The organism is Arcobacter ellisii (assembly GCF_003544915.1).
GTDB lineage: Bacteria > Campylobacterota > Campylobacteria > Campylobacterales > Arcobacteraceae > Aliarcobacter > Aliarcobacter ellisii.
Genome location: NZ_CP032097.1, coordinates 2,690,563 through 2,711,634, shown reverse-complemented (window position 1 = coordinate 2,711,634; position 21,072 = coordinate 2,690,563). Strand labels below are relative to the sequence as shown.

The window sequence follows — 21,072 nt, the reverse complement described above, 5'->3', positions numbered from 1 at the left end:
AGTTTTTGGGCATAAAAAAAGGTTCGATTTCTCGAACCTTTAAGCGATATGCTTTAATACTACAGTCTTGATTCGTATCTTCTAAGCATATATAATCTTTTAAGCATTTTCTTTCTAGCAGAAATTTTTTGTTTTTTTCTGATTTCTGTCATAGGTTCAAAATATCTTCTTGCTCTTGTTTCAGTAACTATTAAGTTTCTGTCACATTGCTTTTTAAATCTTCTATACGCTTCATCGAAAGATTCAGTATCTTTAACTTTAATACCAGGCATGTAATCACCCTCTTTCTTTTTAAATTTGAACACTGATTATATTTAAAGTTTACTTAATTCTTATTTAACTTATATTTTAATAAAATAAACTTTTAAAATAAAGGAAAACTTTGGAATTAACTCATTTAGACAATAATAATAGACCTAAAATGGTTGATGTATCAGATAAAAATGAAACGAAAAGAGTAGCAATTGCTTCTGGTGAAATAAAAATGTCTCAAGACGCTTATGATGCGATTATTTCTAACAATACTAAAAAAGGTCCAGTTTTACAAACAGCGGTTATAGCTGCAATTATGGGTGTAAAAAAAACATCTGATTTGATTCCTATGTGCCATCCTTTATTATTAAGTGGAATAAATTGTGATATTGAAGAACAACCAAGTAAACCAGGTTTTAAATTAATTGTTACGGCAAAGTTAAATGGTCAAACAGGAGTTGAAATGGAAGCTTTAACAGGTGTTTCTGTCGGATTATTAACTATTTATGATATGGTTAAAGCAATTGATAAATCAATGGTTATCTCAAATATTCAATTAGAGAGTAAATCAGGTGGCAAAAGTGGAGATTTTAAAAGAGAGCAAATATGATAGATTTAAGTAAAGAAAAATTAGAACTAGATTATCCATGTAATTGGGAATATAAATTAATAGTTTTAGAGCATATAAATATTAAAACTACTGTTACTGAGGTTATTTCAAATAGAGAACATAAAGTTAAAGAATCAAAAGTGAGTAGTAAAGGTAAATATAAAAGTTATACTTTAGAAATGTTGGTTCATAATGAAGATGATAGAAAAGAAATTTATAAAATGTTAGGTGACCACTCTCATATTAAAATGGTTTTATAGGTTTAGTATCTTTTATTCAAAAGATACTAACTCTTTTTTAATTTTTTCTTGATTTAACTTCTTTTTTGCAACTTTGTAATGCTCATTGATTTTTTCTTCATCTTCTTTTGTTAAAGCTTTTATTTCATCAAGTGATTTTCCATCTTCAAAAGCTACAAAAACTTTATACTCTTTTTTTGTAAATTTTCTTTTTAAAACTTCTTGTAATTCATCTTCTGGTCTTAAAGTACCAACAAGTTTATCAATATGTTTTAATAAAGATTCTGTAAAATTCATAAAATTCCCTTTTATTTAGTTAACCAATTTTCCATTGATTTTATATCGTTATAAGAAGTCATATCAAGCATAATTGGTGTAATTGATACATAATTTGCTTTAATTGCTTCAAAGTCACAATCTTTATTTTGTGATTCTCTCCAAATTAGTGGATGTAATCCAATCCAATAATACTCTTCACCTCTTGGATTTAAGTGTCTATGAGTGTCATTTCCATATTCTCTATATCCAGCTTTTGTAACTTTTATCCCATTACATTCATTGGCTTTGATTGGTGGAATATTAACATTTAAAAACTTTCTTTCATCTAATGGGAAATTATTATCAAATATTTTTGTTACAAGTTCTACAATAGTCTTTTTGGCTAATTCAAAATCCCAATTATTTTGTATATCTTGACATCTATCACGACATACTTGAGAAATTGCAATTGCTGGTATTCCATGAATTACAGCTTCCATCGCTCCAGCTGCTGTTCCACTGTAAGTTATATCTTCACCCATATTTGCACCAATATTTATTCCACTTATTACTAAATCAGGTTTATAACCCTCTTTAAATAGATTACTAATAGAAATAAATATACAATCAGTAGGACTACCATCATCAATTTTATAAAAATCATCTTTTAAACAATCCATTCTAAGTGGTTTATCTAAAGTTAATGAGTGACCACAAGCTGATTTATTTTTGGCAGGTGCTACAACTATAATTTTTGCAATAGGAGTTAAAGCTTCAATTAAAGCTTTTAATCCAACTGCATCAAATCCATCATCATTTGTTAGTAGTATCTGTTTCATCTACTATATAAGCTCCTTCTATTTTATGTATTAAATTTTCTATATTTGATGTTACTTTAAAACCTGTTTCAAGTTCTAGGTCCGCTAATTTTGATTTTATTAGAAGTTTTAATTCTCTTTTTCCTTGATTCTCAACTACTATTTCTAAAAGTTTGTACATTATGTTTTCATCATTTGAAAAATGTAATGCAATTGTTAACGGTGGTTCTTGAATCTCTTTTTGTTTTGTTTTTACTTTCTCTTTTTGTGCATCTAAAATAGTTTCAATTTTCAAGATATTCATTCTTGTAAAATTTTCATCTTTTGAAATTCGTACTTTAAATGCAATAGGTTCTTCTAAATTGTACTCTTCTTTTAACTCTTTTAACCTATCTTCAAAAAGCATAAGTTCAATTGTTCCATGGAAATCCATGATAGTTGCAATCCCAAATTTATTACCTTTTTTAGAGATTTTTTCAGTAATATTTTCAATTTTTCCTACAAATAAAGCCTGACTTCCATCATCAAGTTCATCAATTTGAGAAGATAAAGTATAATTGATTTTATCAATTTGTTCTCTATATTCATCAAGTGGATGTCCAGAAACATAAAAACCTAAAGAGGCTTTTTCAAGTTCAAGTATATCTTTTGAATCAAATTCAGGAAGATGCTCAAGTTCAATATCTATTTTTGTTAACTCATCACTATCTCCAAAAAGTGAACCTGTCGCCATTTTTTTTGCTGTTGCTGCTTTACCTACTGTTTCAACAATTTTTTCAATTTGTTCAAGTAAAGCACGTCTTGAGTAACCAAAACTATCAAAAGCTCCAGCTTTTGTAAGTGATTCAATTACTCTTTTATTTACTTTACTTCCATCAATTCTTGAAATAAAATCAGCTAAATCAGCAAATAATCCACCTTCATTTCTAGCTTTTAAAATAGAATTAATTGCCACATCTCCAGCACCTTTAATAGCACCCATTCCAAACATAACAACTTCTTTTCCATCAATTTTTTTAGCACTAAAAACTAAATCTGATTTATTTATATCAGGTGGGAATAAATCAAGTCCTAGTCTTTTTACTTCATCAACATATTTTACAACTTTATCTGTATTATCTTTTTCAAGTGTTAAAAGTGCTGCCATAAATTCAGCTGGATAATAACATTTTAAATATGAAGTATAAAATGTTACAAGGGCATAAGCTGCTGAATGAGATTTATTAAATCCATATCCGGCAAATTTTACAATCAGGTCAAATAGTTCTTCACAATGTTCTTTAACAAAGCCTTTTTTAACTCCACCATTTGCAAATTCGCCTTTTAGTCTATCCATCTCTTCTTTGATTTTTTTACCCATTGCCCGTCTAACTAAGTCGGCTCCTCCAAGTGAGAAACCTCCAATAGATTGTACGATTTGCATAACTTGCTCTTGATAAACAATAACTCCATAAGTTGTTTCAAGAATTGGTCTAAGTGGTGCATCAAATTCATCATAAAAATAGCTAATTTCTGCTCGACCATGTTTCCTATCAATAAAGTCATCAAGCATTCCTGATTCCATCGGACCTGGTCTATAAAGTGCAAGAACGGCGATAATATCCTCAAAATTTGATGGTTTTAATCTTTTACATAAATCTTGCATACCATCAGACTCTATTTGGAATAATCCAATTGTATTTCCTGTTTGAATTAGGTCATAAACACCTTTGTCATTTACATCTGTTGTAATAAAATTTACACGTTTTCCATGACGTTGTTCTATTAGTTTATTTGCTTCTTCAATTACTGTTAAAGTTTTTAGACCTAAAAAGTCGAATTTGATTAAGTCAACATCCTCTACATATTTTCCATTATATTGAGTTGCAAGTGTATCAAGTCCACTTGGTTTAAAAAGAGGAGTTTTTTTCCATAAAGGTTCATTTGAAATTACAACTCCAGCTGCGTGAGTTCCTGCATTTCTATTTAATCCTTCAAGTGCTAAAGCATATTCCCAAACCCTTGCAGCTTGTGGGTCAGCTTCACAAAGCTCTTTTATTTTTGGTTCTTTCTCCCAAGAGTTTTTTAAATCTATTCCTAATTCATCTGGAATTAACTTTGCCATGGCATCAGCTTTTGCATAAGGCATATCAAGAACTCTTGCAACGTCTCTAATAACCCCTTTTGCTAAAAGTTTACCAAAAGTGATGATTTGTGCAACGTTGGCTCTTCCATATTGTTGAACAACATAATCGATTATTTCACCCCTTCTACTTTGACAAAAGTCCATATCAATATCGGGCATTGAAACCCTTTCTGGATTTAGGAATCTCTCAAAAAGTAGTCCATAAGGAATGGGGTCAATATCGGTAATTTTTAAAGAAAAGGCAACTAAACTCCCTGCTGCTGAACCCCTTCCTGGACCAACTGGAATACCCATTCTTTTTGCAACAATAACGAAATCCCAAACAATTAACATATATCCTGGGAATTTCATATTATTTATAATTTCAATTTCAACTTCAAGTCTATCTCTATACTCTTGATGTCGTTCTGGAGGAACAATTTTTAATCTATCTTCTAATCCTATTCGGCATTCATGTATAAATAAAATTTTGTCATTTTCAAGAGAATATTCAAGTTCTGGTTCAGGAAGTGTTAAACCAGCTTCTGCAGATTTTTGTCTTGTAAATTTAAAATTTGGAGGAGTAGGATTTCCTAGTTTGATTGTTAGATTGCATTTATCTGCTATCTCTTGTGTTGCTTCAATAGCTTCAGGAATATCTGCATAAAGTTTTGCAATTTGTTCTGGAGATTTTAAATAAAACTCATGAACACTATGTCTTAATCTATTTGGGTCATCATAAAGTTTATTCATAGCAATACACATAAAAGCTTCATGTGCATCAGCATCTTTTTGTTCTAAGTAGTGTGTATCATTTGTAGCAACAACTTTTATTCCAGTCTCTTTTGAGATTCTTAAAATTTGGTCATCAACAAAATGTTGGTCTGAAATTCCATGACGCATGATTTCTAAATAAAAATCGTCACCAAAAATCTCTTTATATTCTAAAGCAATTTTTTTTGCTTCTTCATAACCTTTTGCACCATTTTTTACATTTCTTTCGTTTTGTGTGTTTAGATGCCAGTTTACTTCACCTTGTAAACAAGCAGCACTACAAACTAAACCTTCAGAGTTTTCACGTAAAAGCTTTTTATTGATTCTTGGATAGTAGTAAAAACCATGCATATAAGCTTGAGAGCTTAAAAACATAAGATTTTTGTATCCAATATCATTTTTTGCATATAAACATAAGTGATACCTTTGTCTATTGGTTTTATCACCAATATCATCACTATTATGAATGTATGCTTCCATTCCAATGATTGGCTTTATTCCTTCATCTCTCATAGCATTATAAAAAGCAATGGCTCCAAACATGTTCCCATGGTCTGTCATGGCAACACTTGTCATTCCCATTTTTTTAACTTTTTTAGCTAGTGGTTTTATCTTATTTGCACCATCAAGTAATGAAAATTCTGTATGTAAATGTAGATGGGTAAATTGAGGTATTTGTGACATAATATAAATCTTTATAATTTTTTATTTATAGTATATCTAAAAAATGTTTTTGAGCCTCTTTAAAGCCAAGTTGGAAACACTCTTGCAACTCTTTAAAAGTAAAAAGTGAAAACTCTTTTATGTGGTGTGTTCCTATATAATGATTAGTGTTTTCTATTGTATATTTATGATTTGTGTGTAGTTGTTTAAATAAAATCTTTTTTGCATTTTTTATTGGATTAATTCTTTTTTTTACATTCTCTATATTTTTTGCAAATAAATCTAAAGTATGAATTTCATAACCTTTATTTTCAAGTGGTTTTATTGGCAAATTATCAAATAAGCCACCATCAATTAAATACATATTTTCATAAGTAACAGGTTTGAATAAAGGAATTAATGCACTTGATGCCATACATAAAATGATTGTATCTCCACTGTTAAAATAGTGAAGTTGATTTTTTTTTATATCATAAGCACAAACATAAACTGGTTTTGGAATATCTTCAAGTCTTTCAATAGGAAGAAGTTCTTTGATGATTTTATTTGAAGAGTCAATTTTTAATAGACCATTTCTAAAAAAATTAAATTTTAGAGTTTGTTTTATATCTTTTGATGAGAAGATTTTTAGTTGTTCTTTTGCTTTTATTCCACTTGCATGAGAAGCACTTATAATTGCACCAATTGAAGAACCACTGTATGCTTTTATATCAATATTATGTTGTTCACAAAAATCTAATACTCCTAGATGAAAAGCTCCACGTGCAGCTCCTCCACCTAAAACAAATGCAATATTATTTTGATTCATGTTTTTCTAACCAATCAATAATTTTAAATTCTCCCTCAAAGGTTTCAACAATTGCAGTACAAGATTCAACCCAGTCACCACAATTTAGATATTCAATTTCATCGATATATCTTATTTCAGCTTTGTGAATATGTCCACAAATAATACCATCAAAACCTTTATTTTTTGCATGGCTTGATAATACTTGCTCAAAATCATTAATAAATGAAACGGAAGATTTTACGCTATCTTTTACATATTTTGAAAGTGACCAATATTTTTTTATCCCAAATTTTTTTCTAAAGAAATTTAAGACTGAATTTAAGTGAAGAAGTAAATCATAACCATAATCACCTAATACAGCTAACCATTTTTTGGTCATTGTAATAGAGTCAAAAAAGTCTCCATGGGTTATGTAATATTTTTTTCCATTAATACTTTCATATTCAAGTTCATTTGAAATATTTATAGAATTTCCTAAAATCAAAGGAACAAAGGGTCTTAAAAATTCATCATGGTTACCTGTAATAAATGTGATTTTTGTACCTTTTCTTGCTTTTTTGAGAATTTTTTGAATAACATCTGAGTGTTCTTGTGGCCAGATTAATTTCCTTTTTATTGCCCAGCCATCTATAATATCACCTACTAAAATCAGGTGCTCGCATTCATTATGTTTAAAAAAATTTAGAAGAACTTTTGCTTTAGAGAAACGAGTTCCCAAGTGTATGTCGGAGATAAAAATGCTTTTATATTTCATAAAAGCATTTTAAATCCTTTTAATTACAATTTGATTTCTTAAACTGCTAATAAACCATTTTTTACATTTAGATATGTCTCTTCTCCACAAAGAATATTTACAATCTCTAATGCAAAACTCATAGCAGTTGCTGGACCTCTGGAAGTTATTACATTATCATCAATAACAATCGCATCATTTTTATGGTAGCCATTTATTCTTATTTTTTGTTCAAAACTTGGATAACAAGTGTAATTTTCATTTAAAACACCTGCTTCATGAAGAGCAAATGGAGCTGCACAAATTGCTCCAATATGTTTATTTTTATCTTTAAACTCTTTTAGTAATTTTTGCACATTTTTATCTTTTGCAAGAGTGTAAGCATTTGGAAGACCACCTGGTAAAACTATCATATCAAAATCATCAGAATTTATATTTTCGATTTTACAATCAGCTTCAATTTTTATATTATGTGCTCCAATAGTTTGGATATTTTCAACACCAGCTATTGTAACTTCAATATTTGCACGTCTACAAATATCAATAATTGAAATTGCTTCAATTTCTTCAAAACCATTTGAAATAGGAACTATAATTTTTGCCATTTAATTACCTCTTTTTAAATTATTGTAAATATTATATACAAAGAAATTTAAAATAGTAAAGAAATAATAATTTTAAAGCTTTTAAAAAGCTGATTATTCAAGGATATATAAGCAAACTTTAAATAAAATCTAACCAATTATAAAAAGGGGTTTTTATGTTTAAAAATGTTTCTAGAATAAGTATTTTAGCAACTTTACTAATGCTTTTTATGTCAGGTTGTTCATATAAAAAGATAGTTTCAAATACTGCGGTTAGTGATGATGTTATTAGAGAATACAGTAAAGTACAAACAGCAAAACAGCATTTAGAAGTTGCTGAAGATATGCAAAAAAATGTAACTACACAAAATTCTTTGGAAGCTACAATTGCATCTCTTTCAACTCAAATCGCTCAAAATAAAAAACTTGATACTAATAAACCAGTACTTATTACTTCATTTGTTAGATTAGATAAGTTAAAAGAAACATCAGAATTTGGTAGAATTATTGGTGAAAGTTTAATCAATGAATTATCAAATAAAGGTTTTAATATCATCGAATATAGAGGACAGATGGCTGTTTCTATAAATGAACAAGGTGAATATTTTATTTCAAGAAAACCCCACGAAATAAAAAATCAAGCACTTAGTACATATATTGTTGTAGGAACATATTCAAGACAAAATGGAAGAGTGATTTTAAATGCAAGAGTAATTGATAATATTACTGGTAAAATTATTTCAAGTGCAAGATCAACATATCATCATGGTTTAGTAAATGATTGTATGATGTTTGGTGATTGTGCACCTGCAAGAACTGTAAAAATTATTAAAGAGCGATAATATATGGCTTACAAATTATTAGGAATTTTGAAACTTTCTTTTGTTTCAATTTTCTTAACACTTTTTTTTAACTCTTGTGCTTATAAAAATCCAATAAGTGGTTCTACAAATTTTCATTCATTAATTTCTGGAATGGTTGATGATTCAGCAAATAAAATCAAAAAGAATGTCTCTGTTGGAGAAGTTGTTTTAGTTTCAGATTTTGTAAATCTTGATAAATTAAAAAATAGATCACAACTAGGCTTTTTACTTTCAAGTATGTTAAAAGATAAATTATCTTCACTAGATATTATTGTAAAAGAGATTGAATTAGGAAAAGAGTTTGAATTTGGGCCATCTGGATTTAATCTATTAACAAGAGAAAAAGAGAGAATTATAACAAATAAAGTTAAATCTAAATATGCTGTTGTTGGGACATATTCTATCTCATCTAGAAGTTTAAATGTATTTATAAGATTGATAGATATTCAAACAGGAAATATTTTATCTTCTTCGTATGGAAGAACAGATATTGATGATGAAATTTTAGGTTTGGAAGGAAGTAGTGGAGGGGTAAATCAAAAATCATCACCTCCTGCACAAAGACCTTTTTTAGTTTTATAAAATATCTTGTATTAAAAATTGAGGAGTAACTTCTCCTCTAAACTCATTTTTTGCTACTGAAACTATTAAATCAAAATTTTTAGAAAAATTAATATTTGAGTCATTAAATTTTAAAGCTTCAAAAACAACTCCATCACTATTTAGAGTTAATTTTAAATGATTTTTATCTTTTCCAATTAAATCATACTTCACTAAAGTTGTATTAGAAATTTTAAAAATAGGTCGATGATTTTCTAAACCATAAGGTTCAAATTGTTCAATTATAGATAAAAACTCTAAATCAACAGAAGCAACATCAAGTTCACCTAAAGTAATAGGTTCTATGTGTAAACTCTCTTTATAGTTCTCTAACTCTTTATTTATAATAGATTTGAACTCTTCTAAATTCTCTTCTTTTAAAGATAATCCAGCAGCATTTTTATGTCCACCATAACCTAATAATAAGTGATTGGCTTTTGTAATTAAATCATAAAGATTAACATCAGCATTTGCTCTTGCACTTCCTTTTGCAATTCCATTATGAATAGACAATATAAAAGCTGGTTTTTTATGTGAATTTGAGAGTTTAGAAGCAACAATTCCAATCACACCTTCATGCCAATTTTCTCCCCAAACTACAACTGCATTATCATCTTTATTTGTTTTAGAGTCTGCTTTTTTAGAAATCTCTTCTTGTAGGGTTTTTCTATAATTATTTAGTTCTTCAAGTAAAGATAAAGTTTCGTTTGCATTTTGTGAATTTTCTGATAATAAAAATTCTAATGCAATACTTGCATCATCCATTCTTCCTGCGCTATTTAATTTTGGTGCAATAAAAAATCCTATATCATCTGAAACCAAAGATTTTTTAGCCATTATTTCATTTAATATTTTGAATGCTTCTCTTGATGATGATTTAATTTTTTTTAAACCTTGTTTTACTATTGTATAATTTAGTGTTGTCATAGGCATAATATCAGCAATTATTGCAACACAAAGTAAATCAAGATAATCACCCATATTTACATCTAAATTCATCTCTTTTTTTATGGCTGCACATAAATACCAAGCAACTTGCGCTCCACAAATATCTTTGAATTCAAAATTACAATCTTTTTGTTTAGGATTTATAATTGCAAGTGCAAGGGGAATTTTATCTCCAACTGTATGATGGTCTGTGATAATTAAATCAATGTTTTTTTCTTTTAATTTCAAAGAGGCTTCATAAGCTGAAATTCCATTATCAACAGTTATTACTAAACCTTCATTAATCATATCAACAATTTTTGTAGATAATCCATATCCATGTTCAAATCTATTTGGAATAATATGATTAACTTTTACATTGATAGTTTTGAAAAAATCAAGCATAATAGTAGTTGAAACTACCCCATCAACATCATAATCTCCAACAATTGTGATAGTCTCTTTTTCTAGGATTGCTTTTTTTATTCTTTTGCAGGCTTTATCAATATCTTTGAAATTTGTAGGACTTGGAATATCTGCAAGTTTTGAATAAGGATTATTCAAATGCCTTGCAGAAAGTAGTTCAAGAAGTCTATTTTTTGTTATTTTAGACATTATTTTGATTTATTTGCTTGTTTTACAAACTCTAAAATAATTGGATTTGGCGTTTCTAAGTGTGAAGTAAATTCTGGGTGGAATTGAACTCCAACAAACCAAGGATGGTCTTTTAATTCAACTGCTTCAATCAATCCATTTGATTGTCCTGAAATAATCATACCAGCTTCTTCTAATTGTGCTTTATATTTTGGATTTGCTTCGTATCTATGTCTATGTCTTTCATAGTAAACTTCATCATTTCCATAAGCTTTTTGTAATTTTGAACCTTTTAGTGGTTCAAATGGATATTCACCTAATCTCATAGTTCCACCCATTGGTGATTCATGAGTTCTTAGTTGTTTATTTCCACTTTGGTCAATAAATTCATCAATTAAATAGATTAATGGATTTTTTGTTTCAGGATCAAATTCAATTGAGTTTGCATCTTCAATACCTAAAACGTTTCTAGCATACTCAATGATAGAAAGTTGCATTCCTAAACAAATTCCTAAATAAGGGATTTTATTCTCTCTTGCATATCTAATAGCTTCAAGTTTACCTTTAACACCTCTGTGTCCAAATCCACCAGCTACTAAAATACCATCAGCATTTCCAATTATGTCAAAAACACCTACATCTTCAATTCTTTCACTATCGCACCAGTGAATATTAACTTTTGTATTTAAGTGAGCTCCGGCGTGAATTAAAGCTTCAATAAGTGATTTATAAGACTCTTTTAAACCTAAATATTTTCCAACAAATGCTATTGTAACTTCATCTTGAGGAACTAAAATATTTTTTACTAAAGTATCCCATTTTTCCATATTTGGTTTAATTTTGATATTAAAATGGTCTGATAATGGAGTTAAAATTCCCTCTTTTATAAAATGAAGTGGAACTTGATAAATTGATTGTGCATCGCCAGCTTCAATAACTGCATTTCTATCAATATCACAAGATAAAGCTAATTTATCTTTTAAATTTTTTGGTAACTCTTTTTCTGTTCTGCAAACTAACATATGAGGAGTAATACCAATTCTTCTTAACTCTTGAACAGAGTGTTGAGTTGGTTTTGTTTTTAATTCACCAGCTGCTTTGATATATGGAACTAAACTTACATGAATATTCATTGTATTAGTTTTTGGTTGTTCATGTCTAATTGCTCTAATTGCTTCCATAAAAGGTAAACCTTCGATATCTCCAACTGTTCCACCAAGTTCAATGATTAAAAAATCATTTTCATCAGCTGCTGCGTAAATTCTATCTTTAATTTCATCAACAACATGAGGAATAACTTGAATAGTTTTACCTAAATATCCACCTTCTCTTTCTCTTTTAATTACGCTTTGGTAAACTTGACCTGTTGTAAAACTATTTTTTGCAGTTAAAGTTTTATCAATAAATCTTTCATAGTTTCCTAAATCAAGGTCTGTTTCAGCACCATCAGCAGTAACAAAAACTTCTCCATGCTCAAGTGGACTCATTGTTCCTGGGTCTACATTTAAGTAAGGGTCAATTTTTAGCATACTCACTTTAAAGCCTGATTGTTTTAATATTGTTGCAATAGAAGCAGAAGTTATACCTTTTCCTAGTGAACTAAGAACTCCACCCGTTACAAAAATGAATTTTGTCATAAAAATTACTCCATAAAATTGTTAATAAATATATAATCGCGATTGTATCTAAGTTTTGTTGATAAGTAAGTTAATTGGATGAGATAAGAAAAACTCTTATCTCATAGGGATTTATTTAAGTTTATCTAATCTTGGATAGATAAATACAGCTTTTCTAAATACTTTAACTTTTTCTGGGTCTTCTTTAGCGTAAGCTTTTAAAGTTATAGTAATAGGTGTATCTTTTGTATTATCACTAACTAAAACTTTGTCTGTTTCAAGAACAAGAACTTTTTTAGCAAGTTTTCCAGGACTTAATGTAAATGGTTCAAATCTTTCAATTCTAATATCTGGATTATCTACAATTTCTAATACATAAGTTAGAGGAACTGATTCTGTATTTTGGAAAAGTAATACAAAATTATTTGCAACAACTTTATTTTCTTTTACTTTGTATAATTCAGTAGTTTTATTAACATTTAAAAGCATGTTCTCTTTTTCACCACCCATAACAAATAAAAGACCAATAACAACTAATAATGCAACAAAATACATAACAGTTGATTTTCTAACCATTTTTGTTGGAATATTGTTTTTAATAGCATTTGTACTAGACCATTGAACAAGTGAAGGTTTACCTAATTTTCCCATAACAGTTGTACAGGCATCAACACACTCTAAACAGTTAATACATTCAAGTTGTAAACCTTTTCTAATATCAATATGTGTTGGACAAACCGTCACACAAGATTCACAAGTTGTACATTCATTTGAGGCTTGCGGTAAATCTTTTGCTTTGAAAATGATTTTTTCTTTATTTTCATTATAGATTTCTCCACCTCTGTTTGTAGAGTAAATTGCTTGATATGTATCATTATCATATAAAACAGATTGAACTCTTGAATAAGGACAAATATAAACACAAAAATCTTCTTTAAGAAAAATTACGTCATAAACTAAAAATGCAGCTATACATAAAACAAAACCAATTAAAAACATATGCTCAGTTGGATTTTGTAAATAGGCAAAAAAGTCTTCAGGAGGAACAAAATACCACATAAAATCAGATGCTGCAATTAGTGCTAAACATGTCCAAATAATAATACCAATAACTTTTTTAGTTTTATTTTCTGCTTTTGATAAATCAGGTTCTTTTTGTTTGTTTTTGATTCTTCTTAAACCTAAAAGTTTTGATTCGATTAAATCTCTGTAAATTACCCTAAAAATAGTTTGTGGACATGCCCAACCACACCATGCTCTTCCACCAAGTGAAGTAACTGCAAAAATTCCTAAGAATAATAACATCAATAAAAATGGCATTAAATAAAGTTCTTGCATATCAAATGCAATACCTAATAGATGTAATTGTTTTTTATCAAATGACAATAAAAAAATATGATTTCCATCAATTCTAATAAATGGTAATCCTAATGCAACAATAGTTGCAATCACATATCCGTAATATCTTTTAATTCTAAATGGAGTTTTTTTTAAAAACTCATTTTCCTCTTTCATCTTAAAACCTTTGTGATTTTTTTAAAATTTTATATAAATCAACCTTATAATTTGCATAATTAATTATAAGATTTGATTATATATAAATATTTAAGGTTTTTATGATTGAGTTAATTTATTAAATAATTCTACTTTTTGTTTTATTTCCAAAATAACATTATCAAGAGGAGTTATTTCAAAATTGTTAATTGTTGGATAATCTTTTATAAGATTTTCAAAGTTAGAAATTAATTCATTTATATTTGTATATTCAATTACTGGAATATTGTATTTTGATATTAGTTCCTCATTGTACTCTTTATCAATCCTTTTAAATAAAACTGGATAATTTCCACATGCTAAAGATTCAAAAGCTGTTTGTAAAGAAGCTGTTAAAAGATATTTTGAATTTTGAATAGTTGAAACATAATCTTCTTCATCAATAACTTCTGAAAAATGATTTTTAAATATTTTTTCATTTCCTAAGAAAAAGTAGTGTCCCATCAAAAGAGAGATATTATTATTTGAATCTTTTACTAAATCTAAAAGTAAGTTGTAATAATCATCATCACCAAAGAATAAGGTTTTTTCAATTGTTGGATTAGTAACTTTTGTATATAAAGTTGTATCAACAATAACTTCTTTTATATCTGTTCCAATTTCATAAAGTAATGAACAAAACTGTTTCATTTCGGATTTCATATCCTCATTTGCTTCTTTTGAATCAAAAATTAAGATGTCTTTTCTTTGCATAATATTTGTAAGATTTCTTAAAACATCAATATTTACATATTTTTTAACTTCTAAATTCTCTTTAGCAAAAGCTCCAGCTCTAAAATCACTTGTACATAAAATAGGATTAAACTCTTTTAGTGCATTTGCAATTGCTGCACATCTTTTTGTTGACTCAAGACCAACTGTATGCCCACTTTTTGCGTATAAATAAACTTGCATATTATAAACCTTTAAAAAAAATAAATTATTAAAATTAGTTTTATTTTATAAAAATAAAATAAATAAAAGCCTTAAAATTACAAAATTGTATCTAAAAGAAAAGAATAAAAATAAATTTATTAAATTTATAGATATTTTTGAGATATTAATGTTTAATTAAATAGAATTTATAAAAATAAAATAAGGAAAAATTATGAAAGTATCATTTAAAAGAGTTATTATACTTTTATTTATAAGTGTATTTTTTAATATGAGTATAAATGCTCAAGAAGGGAAAATCGTAGGTGGTTCAATGCATGAAATACCAAGTTGGTTTAAAGAGAGTTTTTTGGATATCAATGAAGATATTGAAGAGGCAAAATCTAAAAATAGACATTATATGATATTTCTTGATTTAGAAGGTTGCCCTTATTGTGCAAAAATGTTAAAAGAAAATTTTATAAAAGAGAATAAAACAAGTGAATTTATAAAAAAATATTTCGACGTAATTGAATTAAATGTAAAAGGTAGTAGAGAAGTTACTTGGATTGATGATACTACATTAACAGAAAAAGAGTTAGCAACAAAATTAGAAATCCAATATAGTCCAACTATTTTATTTTTTAATGAAAATAAGGAAATAGTTGTAAGAGTAAATGGATATAGAAGTCCAAGTGATTTTAAATATATTTTAGAATATGTTCAAGGTGAACATTATAAAAACATGAGTTTAACAGAGTATGTAAACAAAATAGAGAAACAAACTCTTTATACATTTAAAGAGAATAAAATGTTTAAAAATATTAATGATTTATCAAAAATAACTTCACCACTTGCAGTAATTTTTGAAGATGGGAGTTGTACTCAATGTGATTATTTTAATGATAAAGTTTTGAAAAATAAAGATGTAATAAATGAATTTAAAAAATTCACAGTTGTAAGATTAGATGCAAATAGTACAAAAGAGATTATTGATGTTGATGGAAATAAAACAACACCTAAAGAGTGGGCTCAAAAAATCAATTTAGATTATAGACCAGGCGTTTTACTATACGATAATAAAAAATTAATATCAACAATAGATGCACTTTTATATTCATTTCATTTTAAAGAAGTGCTTAGATATGTAAGTGGTAAATTTTATGAAAAATATCCAAAAAGCTATTTGGATTATTTAAAAGTTAGACAAGATGAACTTTTAAAACAAGGTATAAATATAGATTTGGCTGAGTGAAAATAAATAACACTTCAAAAGAAGTGTTATTTTATGCTTTTTTATTAAATATGTCATATTCATTAAAATTTGAGAATGTATTTTCATATTAAGTTTGCCTTTTATTGCGATTATATATTGTTATTGTACGATATAATAAGTTAAATTTTCTATATTAATATGTATACTAAAAAATGATAATATGATTTATCCTAAGTTAGCAGAGAATTTTATATAAAGTACAGGTAATAAAATTAGAAAATATTCATTATTAAATTAAGTATTGATAGAATTGTCTGTCTCTATTGAAATAAAGGTATTTAATAAATGCAAAAAACATCATGTGAATTAAAATTAGCTATTAGTTATATTTTAAAAATTTTAATTGAAAATATTGTTAGAAACATTAATTCATATCAACATAATAGATTTTCGGAAGAATATTTAGTGATTTCTCAGTTAGAAGAAGTATTACATCATAGATATATTTGTGAAAATAGATGTAAAGGATGCTTAGACTATCAGTTAGTTAATAAAATTATTCTTAATTTCTCTGATGAGATCATTCGTATAAATGATTTGTATAAAACATTTATTGAAGATGTTCTAAAAGAATTAAATTTGAGTGATTTAGTTCATCATATAGAAATAGCAATAAACCTAGTTTCCAATCCAGAACATGTAAAAAAGCACTTAAACAATAGTAAAATAAATGTATATAATAAATATTTTTCTGAAATAAGTAGTAGTATCACATTTTTAAAACTTGCTTTTTATAACCATAAAATCATAGAACTTCATGATGTGATTTTAAATCATTCTGAATTACCTCAAAAGCAAAAACTATCACAAAATATGGTAGTATTTGCAGAAGAATATACAACTTTTTATATAGACCAAAATTTTATAGGTGAGTATATTAAAAATAATAGTTTAAAAAAACAAATTAAAAATATTAAGGAAAAAGCTAAGTACCAATTTATTTTTAGCCCTTATCTCATTGAAGATGGAATAAAAATGAATAAAGTTTTTTTAAAAGAATATTTTGAACATATTAGTTGTCTAACAAATAATATTTTATTAGCTAAATATAAAGATAAATTAAGTTATGTATCTGAAGAAATAGATTCTATAGTTAATCGAGTACTTTTATGGCAAGAAGTAACAAGAGCTGCTGAAAGTTTAAAGCTCTATTGGTTTTTATATAATCAAAATGCATATCCAAATTTCAGGAGAAATGAAAAGAATCCATTTTATCAAAAAATAAATGCTAATTTAAAAGCCTTTTTTGAGAATATTGATATTAAATCTTTAAGTTCAAGAAATAGAAATGAAAAGACAATTGAAGAAGAATTATCTAGTTATATTAAATTTAAGAATTATTCTTTTGGCTTAGAAGAATTAATATCAGGTTATATCAAAACAAATAATGATTTTGATTGCATTGATAAAATAGATAATTTGTGTGAAATATTAGATTTTATCAATTTTGAGACGGATACTGAAGAACAAAAAATAAAAAGTAGCTATCAAGATACTGAGCATTTAAAACACGCTTGGAAATGTAAGTATTTTATTACAAATGATAAGAAATTAATCAAACGTGGAAAATTTATTTATTCTTTATTAAATATTGATACAGAATTTCTTACTATTTCTGAATTTAAAGAAATGATAATTAGTCCATATAAAAAATGAATTAATTTTATGTTGATTGTTTAAGTATTTCTACAAATAATATTTAAATTTATTTATCCTATTATAAACTTATTAGATATAAAAATACTAGTTTATAAAATTCTGGATTTTATTTTACATGAAATTAATTTTCTTTTAACTTTTCTAATAATTTATTCAATTCTTCTAACAAAAAAATTGTATTTTCACATTCTTCTTTATAGATTTCTGTCTCTGAATCATTATGTGAACTAGGGTTCATTAAAATATTTTTATAAAATTCGGTTCTTTTCAATAAGTGGTAACTTTTCTCAGTACCATCTTCTATTTTGAATGTAATTTTATTATTTTTAATAGCATTTATTTTATTTTTGATTTGGCGGATTTTTGCATCATCGGGTTGTTGAGTATTTTGAAACATATTTTCAAAATCTTTAATCAATGTTTCTAATACTTCATGTGGAGTATCATAAAAATAAGAATCGTCATTCTCTAGCGCTTCCAATACTTTTTGCAATCTTTCCACTTTTCCAATTTCTAATAGTTGTTCAAATTCATTTACAATACCTTCAAATGCTTTTCGTAATAAGTTACCTGCAATTGCTAAATCATAATTAGGAGTATTTATAAAATTTTTTGCTTCTTCAATATAATTATCATTTTTATCTTTTACTTTTGCAACAATTAAATCATCTTCTTTCATTGTAAATAAAATTTTTGTATCCCAACGTGTAGGGTTAATCATCTTTTTTAATAAATTATTAAATTGTATATTATGAGTTAAAATAATAATTTGATATTCTTCAAAATCATCAATAATAAAACGTGCAATCTTTTTTCTATTTGCCATATCTAAACTAGTAAGAAAATCATCAAGTATTAAAAGTTTTAATTCATTTTGTGTTTGGTTCTTTTTTACAAGTGCAAAATAAACTGCAATAGAAATTAGTTTTAATTTTGCCTCATTAAAATGATTTCTGAAATCTCCTCTATCATCAATATTCATAATCTTAAAATTTATAAGAGGTGAATGAAATTTTTTATTTATGTCTATATTTGATTCTTTAAAAGAATATTCAATTTTAAAGTCACATAATAAATTATTCTCTAAAATACTATTAATTAAAGTAAAAGGAATTAATTCGTTTAATTTAGTCTTACAAAGCTCATCTGCTTCTTGTCTTTGTTTTATAATTTCTTCATTAATTTGCTCGGCATCTTTTAATAAACTTAAAGACTTATTTACATCTTTATAGCAAGAGATAACTTTAGATAATTCTGGAAAATGTATTATCAATTCATTTTCAATAATATTGAAAAAATTGTCATCAGTTATATTTCGTAATACTTTTTCATTTGCAAAATAAACATTTGCTTTACCTTGTTCAGGATTACTTTCTGGTTCCAATAAAAGAGTGTCATTACTTAAAGTTTCATCTGTTCTATTAAAATTAATTGAATTATTAAATAAAATGTTTACTTTAAAATTTCCTGATGGAAAATCTCTATGTAAAAAAGTATCTCTAATCTTAATTATTCCATTAGCTATTTTTTTATTTTTGTAATAATAGAAATTTGAGTATAATGCTTCATAAATTGAACTTTTACCAGAACCATTTTCACCATAGATTAAGCAATTGTTATTGTTTCTAATTTCAAATTCTAAATGATGATGAAATTTAAAATTTTCTATTATTATTTTTTTAATTTTCATTTTGATTCTTTAAAAAATTCAATAAATCTATTTTTTAATATTTCTTGACGTTCTATGTGATTATTAATATTCCAATCATTAAAATTATGTCTTAACTCATTAATATCTTCAAATTTAGATGTTTTATCACTATCTAGTATTTCTTTAGGTGTTAAATCTGTTGCTATAATATTACCTATAGTGTCAAAATTCCAATAATCTTCATTCCAAAAATTAACAATATCTCTCATCCTTTTTAAATTATATGGATAAACAGATTTCTGGTTAGGATTTAAATATGACCCCAATAGACCAAATCCTTTATATAACCTACCCAAATATTTATAACTTCTATCATTTAAATTACTAGGATAATATTCTTCCCATTCATTATGAATAACTTTTATAGTTAAATCATAAATATATTGTTTAATATTTGTAGTTGCTCCTTGAAAGTAACAATACCTTACAAGACTTTTAGAAAAACGTATAGTATCATTAACAAAATTATCTGTATTTATTTTATGTGCAAGATAAACAATCATTAAATCTTTTGGATAGTTATTTGTATAAATATCAATTAATTGGAACCATTTTGGCAGTTCATTTAATCCTTCAGTTCTTTTAGTTGTATTGAAAAATTCGACTGCTTTAACTATACTAAATAAGTCATCCATAATTTCATTATATTTTTTATATTTAAATGGGGTATATTCAGTTTTTTTAAAAAAATCTCTTAATCCTATTTCTGAACTTTTTATTCCTCGTTGACCTCTTATTTGATATGAATAGATTTTAAAAATTCTCTCTACATCATAACCAATATTATCACAATCACTATCAAGTCTTTTCCATCTATTAATAAATTCATCTTGCTCTAAATTATTTAATGCCATAGCGTATAAATTCGCTTTAAATATATCTGAATTTGAAAGATCTTTACCTCTATTATTAATTGTTTCAAAGATTTTCAATGCTTTTTCTCTAGCATTATCTTGATTAGTGTCTTCTGATTCTATTGGTAATAGGGATACATTATCTAATAAGAAATCTGAAAAATCTTCTATATTGTTTGCTTTTGAAAATTTTGTAATTTCTGAATAAAAATATAATATATTTTTTTTAAAATTATTGTCCTTTGTATCATCAAATTCATAGATTTTATCTAATGGAGTTTCTATAACATTTTTAAGAAATAAAGAATCTTTTTCCTCAAATACATTTGTTTTTAATCTTGTTTCTGGAATATCATTTGATTTTTTACCAGATATGTAAATTGCTTCTTTTAAATAGGTGCTATCAGGATTAAAATGAAGTAATACTTTTATAAGTAAGGTAATAGAAATTAATCTTTGTTGACCATCTATAACTTCTAATCTATTTTTTTCTTCTCTACTTTTTGCGATTACTATATTCCCTAAAAAATAACCTTCATCTTTATTCGTTAAATAGGCATTTTTTAAATCTTCCCATAAAGCTTCACATTGCTCTTCTTCCCATGAATATGCTCTTTGATAAGGTGGAATAACATATTGTTCTTTACCGCTTAATATTTTTGTAATTTCTTTTTGTTCTGCATTTAATGAAAGTGCCATATCTCTCCATTTATGTAGTAAATTATTATTGGTTAATTTTAA

The 21,072-nt window shown here is 26.5% G+C and carries 19 protein-coding genes; 6 read left to right on the top strand and 13 right to left on the bottom strand.

What is annotated here, in order from left to right; genetic code table 11:
• Positions 1–59: 59 nt before the first annotated feature.
• Positions 60–272 carry a 30S ribosomal protein S21 gene (gene rpsU / locus AELL_RS13750; protein ID WP_118918501.1) on the bottom strand — a complete coding sequence of 71 codons (213 nt, stop codon included), beginning with the start codon at positions 270–272 and terminating at the stop codon, positions 60–62.
• Positions 273–382: 110 nt separating this feature from the next.
• On the opposite strand from rpsU, the gene moaC reads away from it, so the two are divergent.
• Entirely contained in the window at positions 383–862 is a 480-nt protein-coding gene (gene moaC / locus AELL_RS13745) for a cyclic pyranopterin monophosphate synthase MoaC (RefSeq protein WP_118918500.1), read from the top strand.
• Complete coding sequence (locus tag AELL_RS13740; protein ID WP_118918499.1) at positions 859–1,122, top strand: HP0495 family protein; 264 nt, start codon at positions 859–861, stop codon at positions 1,120–1,122. Before moaC ends, AELL_RS13740 begins: the two co-directional genes overlap by 4 nt.
• Positions 1,123–1,134: 12 nt before the next feature.
• On the opposite strand, the gene AELL_RS13735 is transcribed toward AELL_RS13740, so the two are convergent.
• Genes AELL_RS13735 through AELL_RS13710 form a run of 6 tightly spaced genes read right to left on the bottom strand, consistent with a single transcriptional unit; the run spans position 1,135 to position 7,846 of the window.
• Positions 1,135–1,398, bottom strand: a complete 264-nt coding sequence (locus tag AELL_RS13735) for a hypothetical protein (protein WP_118918498.1) — start codon at positions 1,396–1,398, stop codon at positions 1,135–1,137.
• 11 nt (positions 1,399–1,409) lie between these two features.
• The gene (surE, locus tag AELL_RS13730; RefSeq protein ID WP_118918497.1) at positions 1,410–2,198 is read right to left on the bottom strand and encodes a 5'/3'-nucleotidase SurE; all 789 of its coding nucleotides are present in this window, start codon (positions 2,196–2,198) and stop codon (positions 1,410–1,412) included.
• The gene (gene dnaE, locus AELL_RS13725; RefSeq protein ID WP_118918496.1) at positions 2,173–5,739 is read right to left on the bottom strand and encodes a DNA polymerase III subunit alpha; all 3,567 of its coding nucleotides are present in this window, start codon (positions 5,737–5,739) and stop codon (positions 2,173–2,175) included. The genes surE and dnaE overlap by 26 nt, the downstream gene beginning before the upstream one ends.
• 25 nt (positions 5,740–5,764) lie before the next feature.
• Positions 5,765–6,526, bottom strand: a complete 762-nt coding sequence (locus AELL_RS13720) for a patatin-like phospholipase family protein (RefSeq protein WP_118918495.1) — start codon at positions 6,524–6,526, stop codon at positions 5,765–5,767.
• Positions 6,513–7,262 (bottom strand): UDP-2,3-diacylglucosamine diphosphatase, encoded by a 750-nt coding sequence (locus AELL_RS13715; RefSeq protein ID WP_118918494.1) that lies wholly within the window; start codon positions 7,260–7,262, stop codon positions 6,513–6,515. The genes AELL_RS13720 and AELL_RS13715 overlap by 14 nt, the downstream gene beginning before the upstream one ends.
• Positions 7,263–7,300: 38 nt before the next feature.
• On the bottom strand, positions 7,301–7,846 hold the full coding sequence (locus AELL_RS13710; protein ID WP_118918493.1) for a DJ-1 family glyoxalase III: 546 nt from the start codon (positions 7,844–7,846) through the stop codon (positions 7,301–7,303).
• Positions 7,847–8,001: 155 nt separating this feature from the next.
• On the opposite strand from AELL_RS13710, the gene AELL_RS13705 reads away from it, so the two are divergent.
• Both AELL_RS13705 and AELL_RS13700 read left to right on the top strand, forming a co-directional pair.
• Entirely contained in the window at positions 8,002–8,667 is a 666-nt protein-coding gene (locus tag AELL_RS13705; RefSeq protein WP_118918492.1) for a FlgO family outer membrane protein, read from the top strand.
• 3 nt (positions 8,668–8,670) lie between these two features.
• Complete coding sequence (locus AELL_RS13700; RefSeq protein ID WP_118918491.1) at positions 8,671–9,270, top strand: FlgO family outer membrane protein; 600 nt, start codon at positions 8,671–8,673, stop codon at positions 9,268–9,270.
• Here the strand turns inward: AELL_RS13700 and recJ are convergent.
• The 4 genes from recJ to AELL_RS13680 all read right to left on the bottom strand — a co-directional run bounded on the left by recJ (position 9,265) and on the right by AELL_RS13680 (position 14,873).
• The gene (gene recJ / locus AELL_RS13695; protein WP_118918490.1) at positions 9,265–10,830 is read right to left on the bottom strand and encodes a single-stranded-DNA-specific exonuclease RecJ; all 1,566 of its coding nucleotides are present in this window, start codon (positions 10,828–10,830) and stop codon (positions 9,265–9,267) included. The two genes, AELL_RS13700 and recJ, sit on opposite strands and share 6 nt — an antisense overlap.
• Positions 10,830–12,446, bottom strand: coding sequence for a CTP synthase (gene pyrG, locus AELL_RS13690; RefSeq protein ID WP_118918489.1), 1,617 nt, complete (start codon positions 12,444–12,446; stop codon positions 10,830–10,832). The genes recJ and pyrG overlap by 1 nt, the downstream gene beginning before the upstream one ends.
• Positions 12,447–12,557: 111 nt before the next feature.
• Positions 12,558–13,940, bottom strand: a complete 1,383-nt coding sequence (gene ccoG, locus AELL_RS13685; protein WP_118918488.1) for a cytochrome c oxidase accessory protein CcoG — start codon at positions 13,938–13,940, stop codon at positions 12,558–12,560.
• Between the two features lie 99 nt (positions 13,941–14,039).
• A complete protein-coding gene (locus tag AELL_RS13680; RefSeq protein WP_118918487.1) occupies positions 14,040–14,873 on the bottom strand; it encodes a hypothetical protein in 834 nt (277 codons plus the stop codon).
• Between the two features lie 193 nt (positions 14,874–15,066).
• Between AELL_RS13680 and AELL_RS13675 the strand changes: the two genes are divergently transcribed.
• Together AELL_RS13675 and AELL_RS13670 are read left to right on the top strand one after the other, a co-directional pair.
• Positions 15,067–16,086: a thioredoxin family protein gene (locus tag AELL_RS13675; protein ID WP_118918486.1), complete on the top strand. Its 1,020-nt coding sequence runs from the start codon at positions 15,067–15,069 to the stop codon at positions 16,084–16,086.
• Positions 16,087–16,392: 306 nt separating this feature from the next.
• A complete protein-coding gene (locus AELL_RS13670) occupies positions 16,393–17,763 on the top strand; it encodes a hypothetical protein (protein WP_118918485.1) in 1,371 nt (456 codons plus the stop codon).
• A gap of 124 nt (positions 17,764–17,887) precedes the next feature.
• Here AELL_RS13670 and AELL_RS13665 read toward each other — a convergent pair whose 3' ends face one another.
• Both AELL_RS13665 and AELL_RS13660 read right to left on the bottom strand, forming a co-directional pair.
• Positions 17,888–19,456 carry an AAA family ATPase gene (locus AELL_RS13665; protein ID WP_118918484.1) on the bottom strand — a complete coding sequence of 523 codons (1,569 nt, stop codon included), beginning with the start codon at positions 19,454–19,456 and terminating at the stop codon, positions 17,888–17,890.
• Positions 19,453–21,030 carry a DUF262 domain-containing protein gene (locus AELL_RS13660; RefSeq protein ID WP_118918483.1) on the bottom strand — a complete coding sequence of 526 codons (1,578 nt, stop codon included), beginning with the start codon at positions 21,028–21,030 and terminating at the stop codon, positions 19,453–19,455. Before AELL_RS13660 ends, AELL_RS13665 begins: the two co-directional genes overlap by 4 nt.
• Positions 21,031–21,072 lie beyond the last annotated feature (42 nt).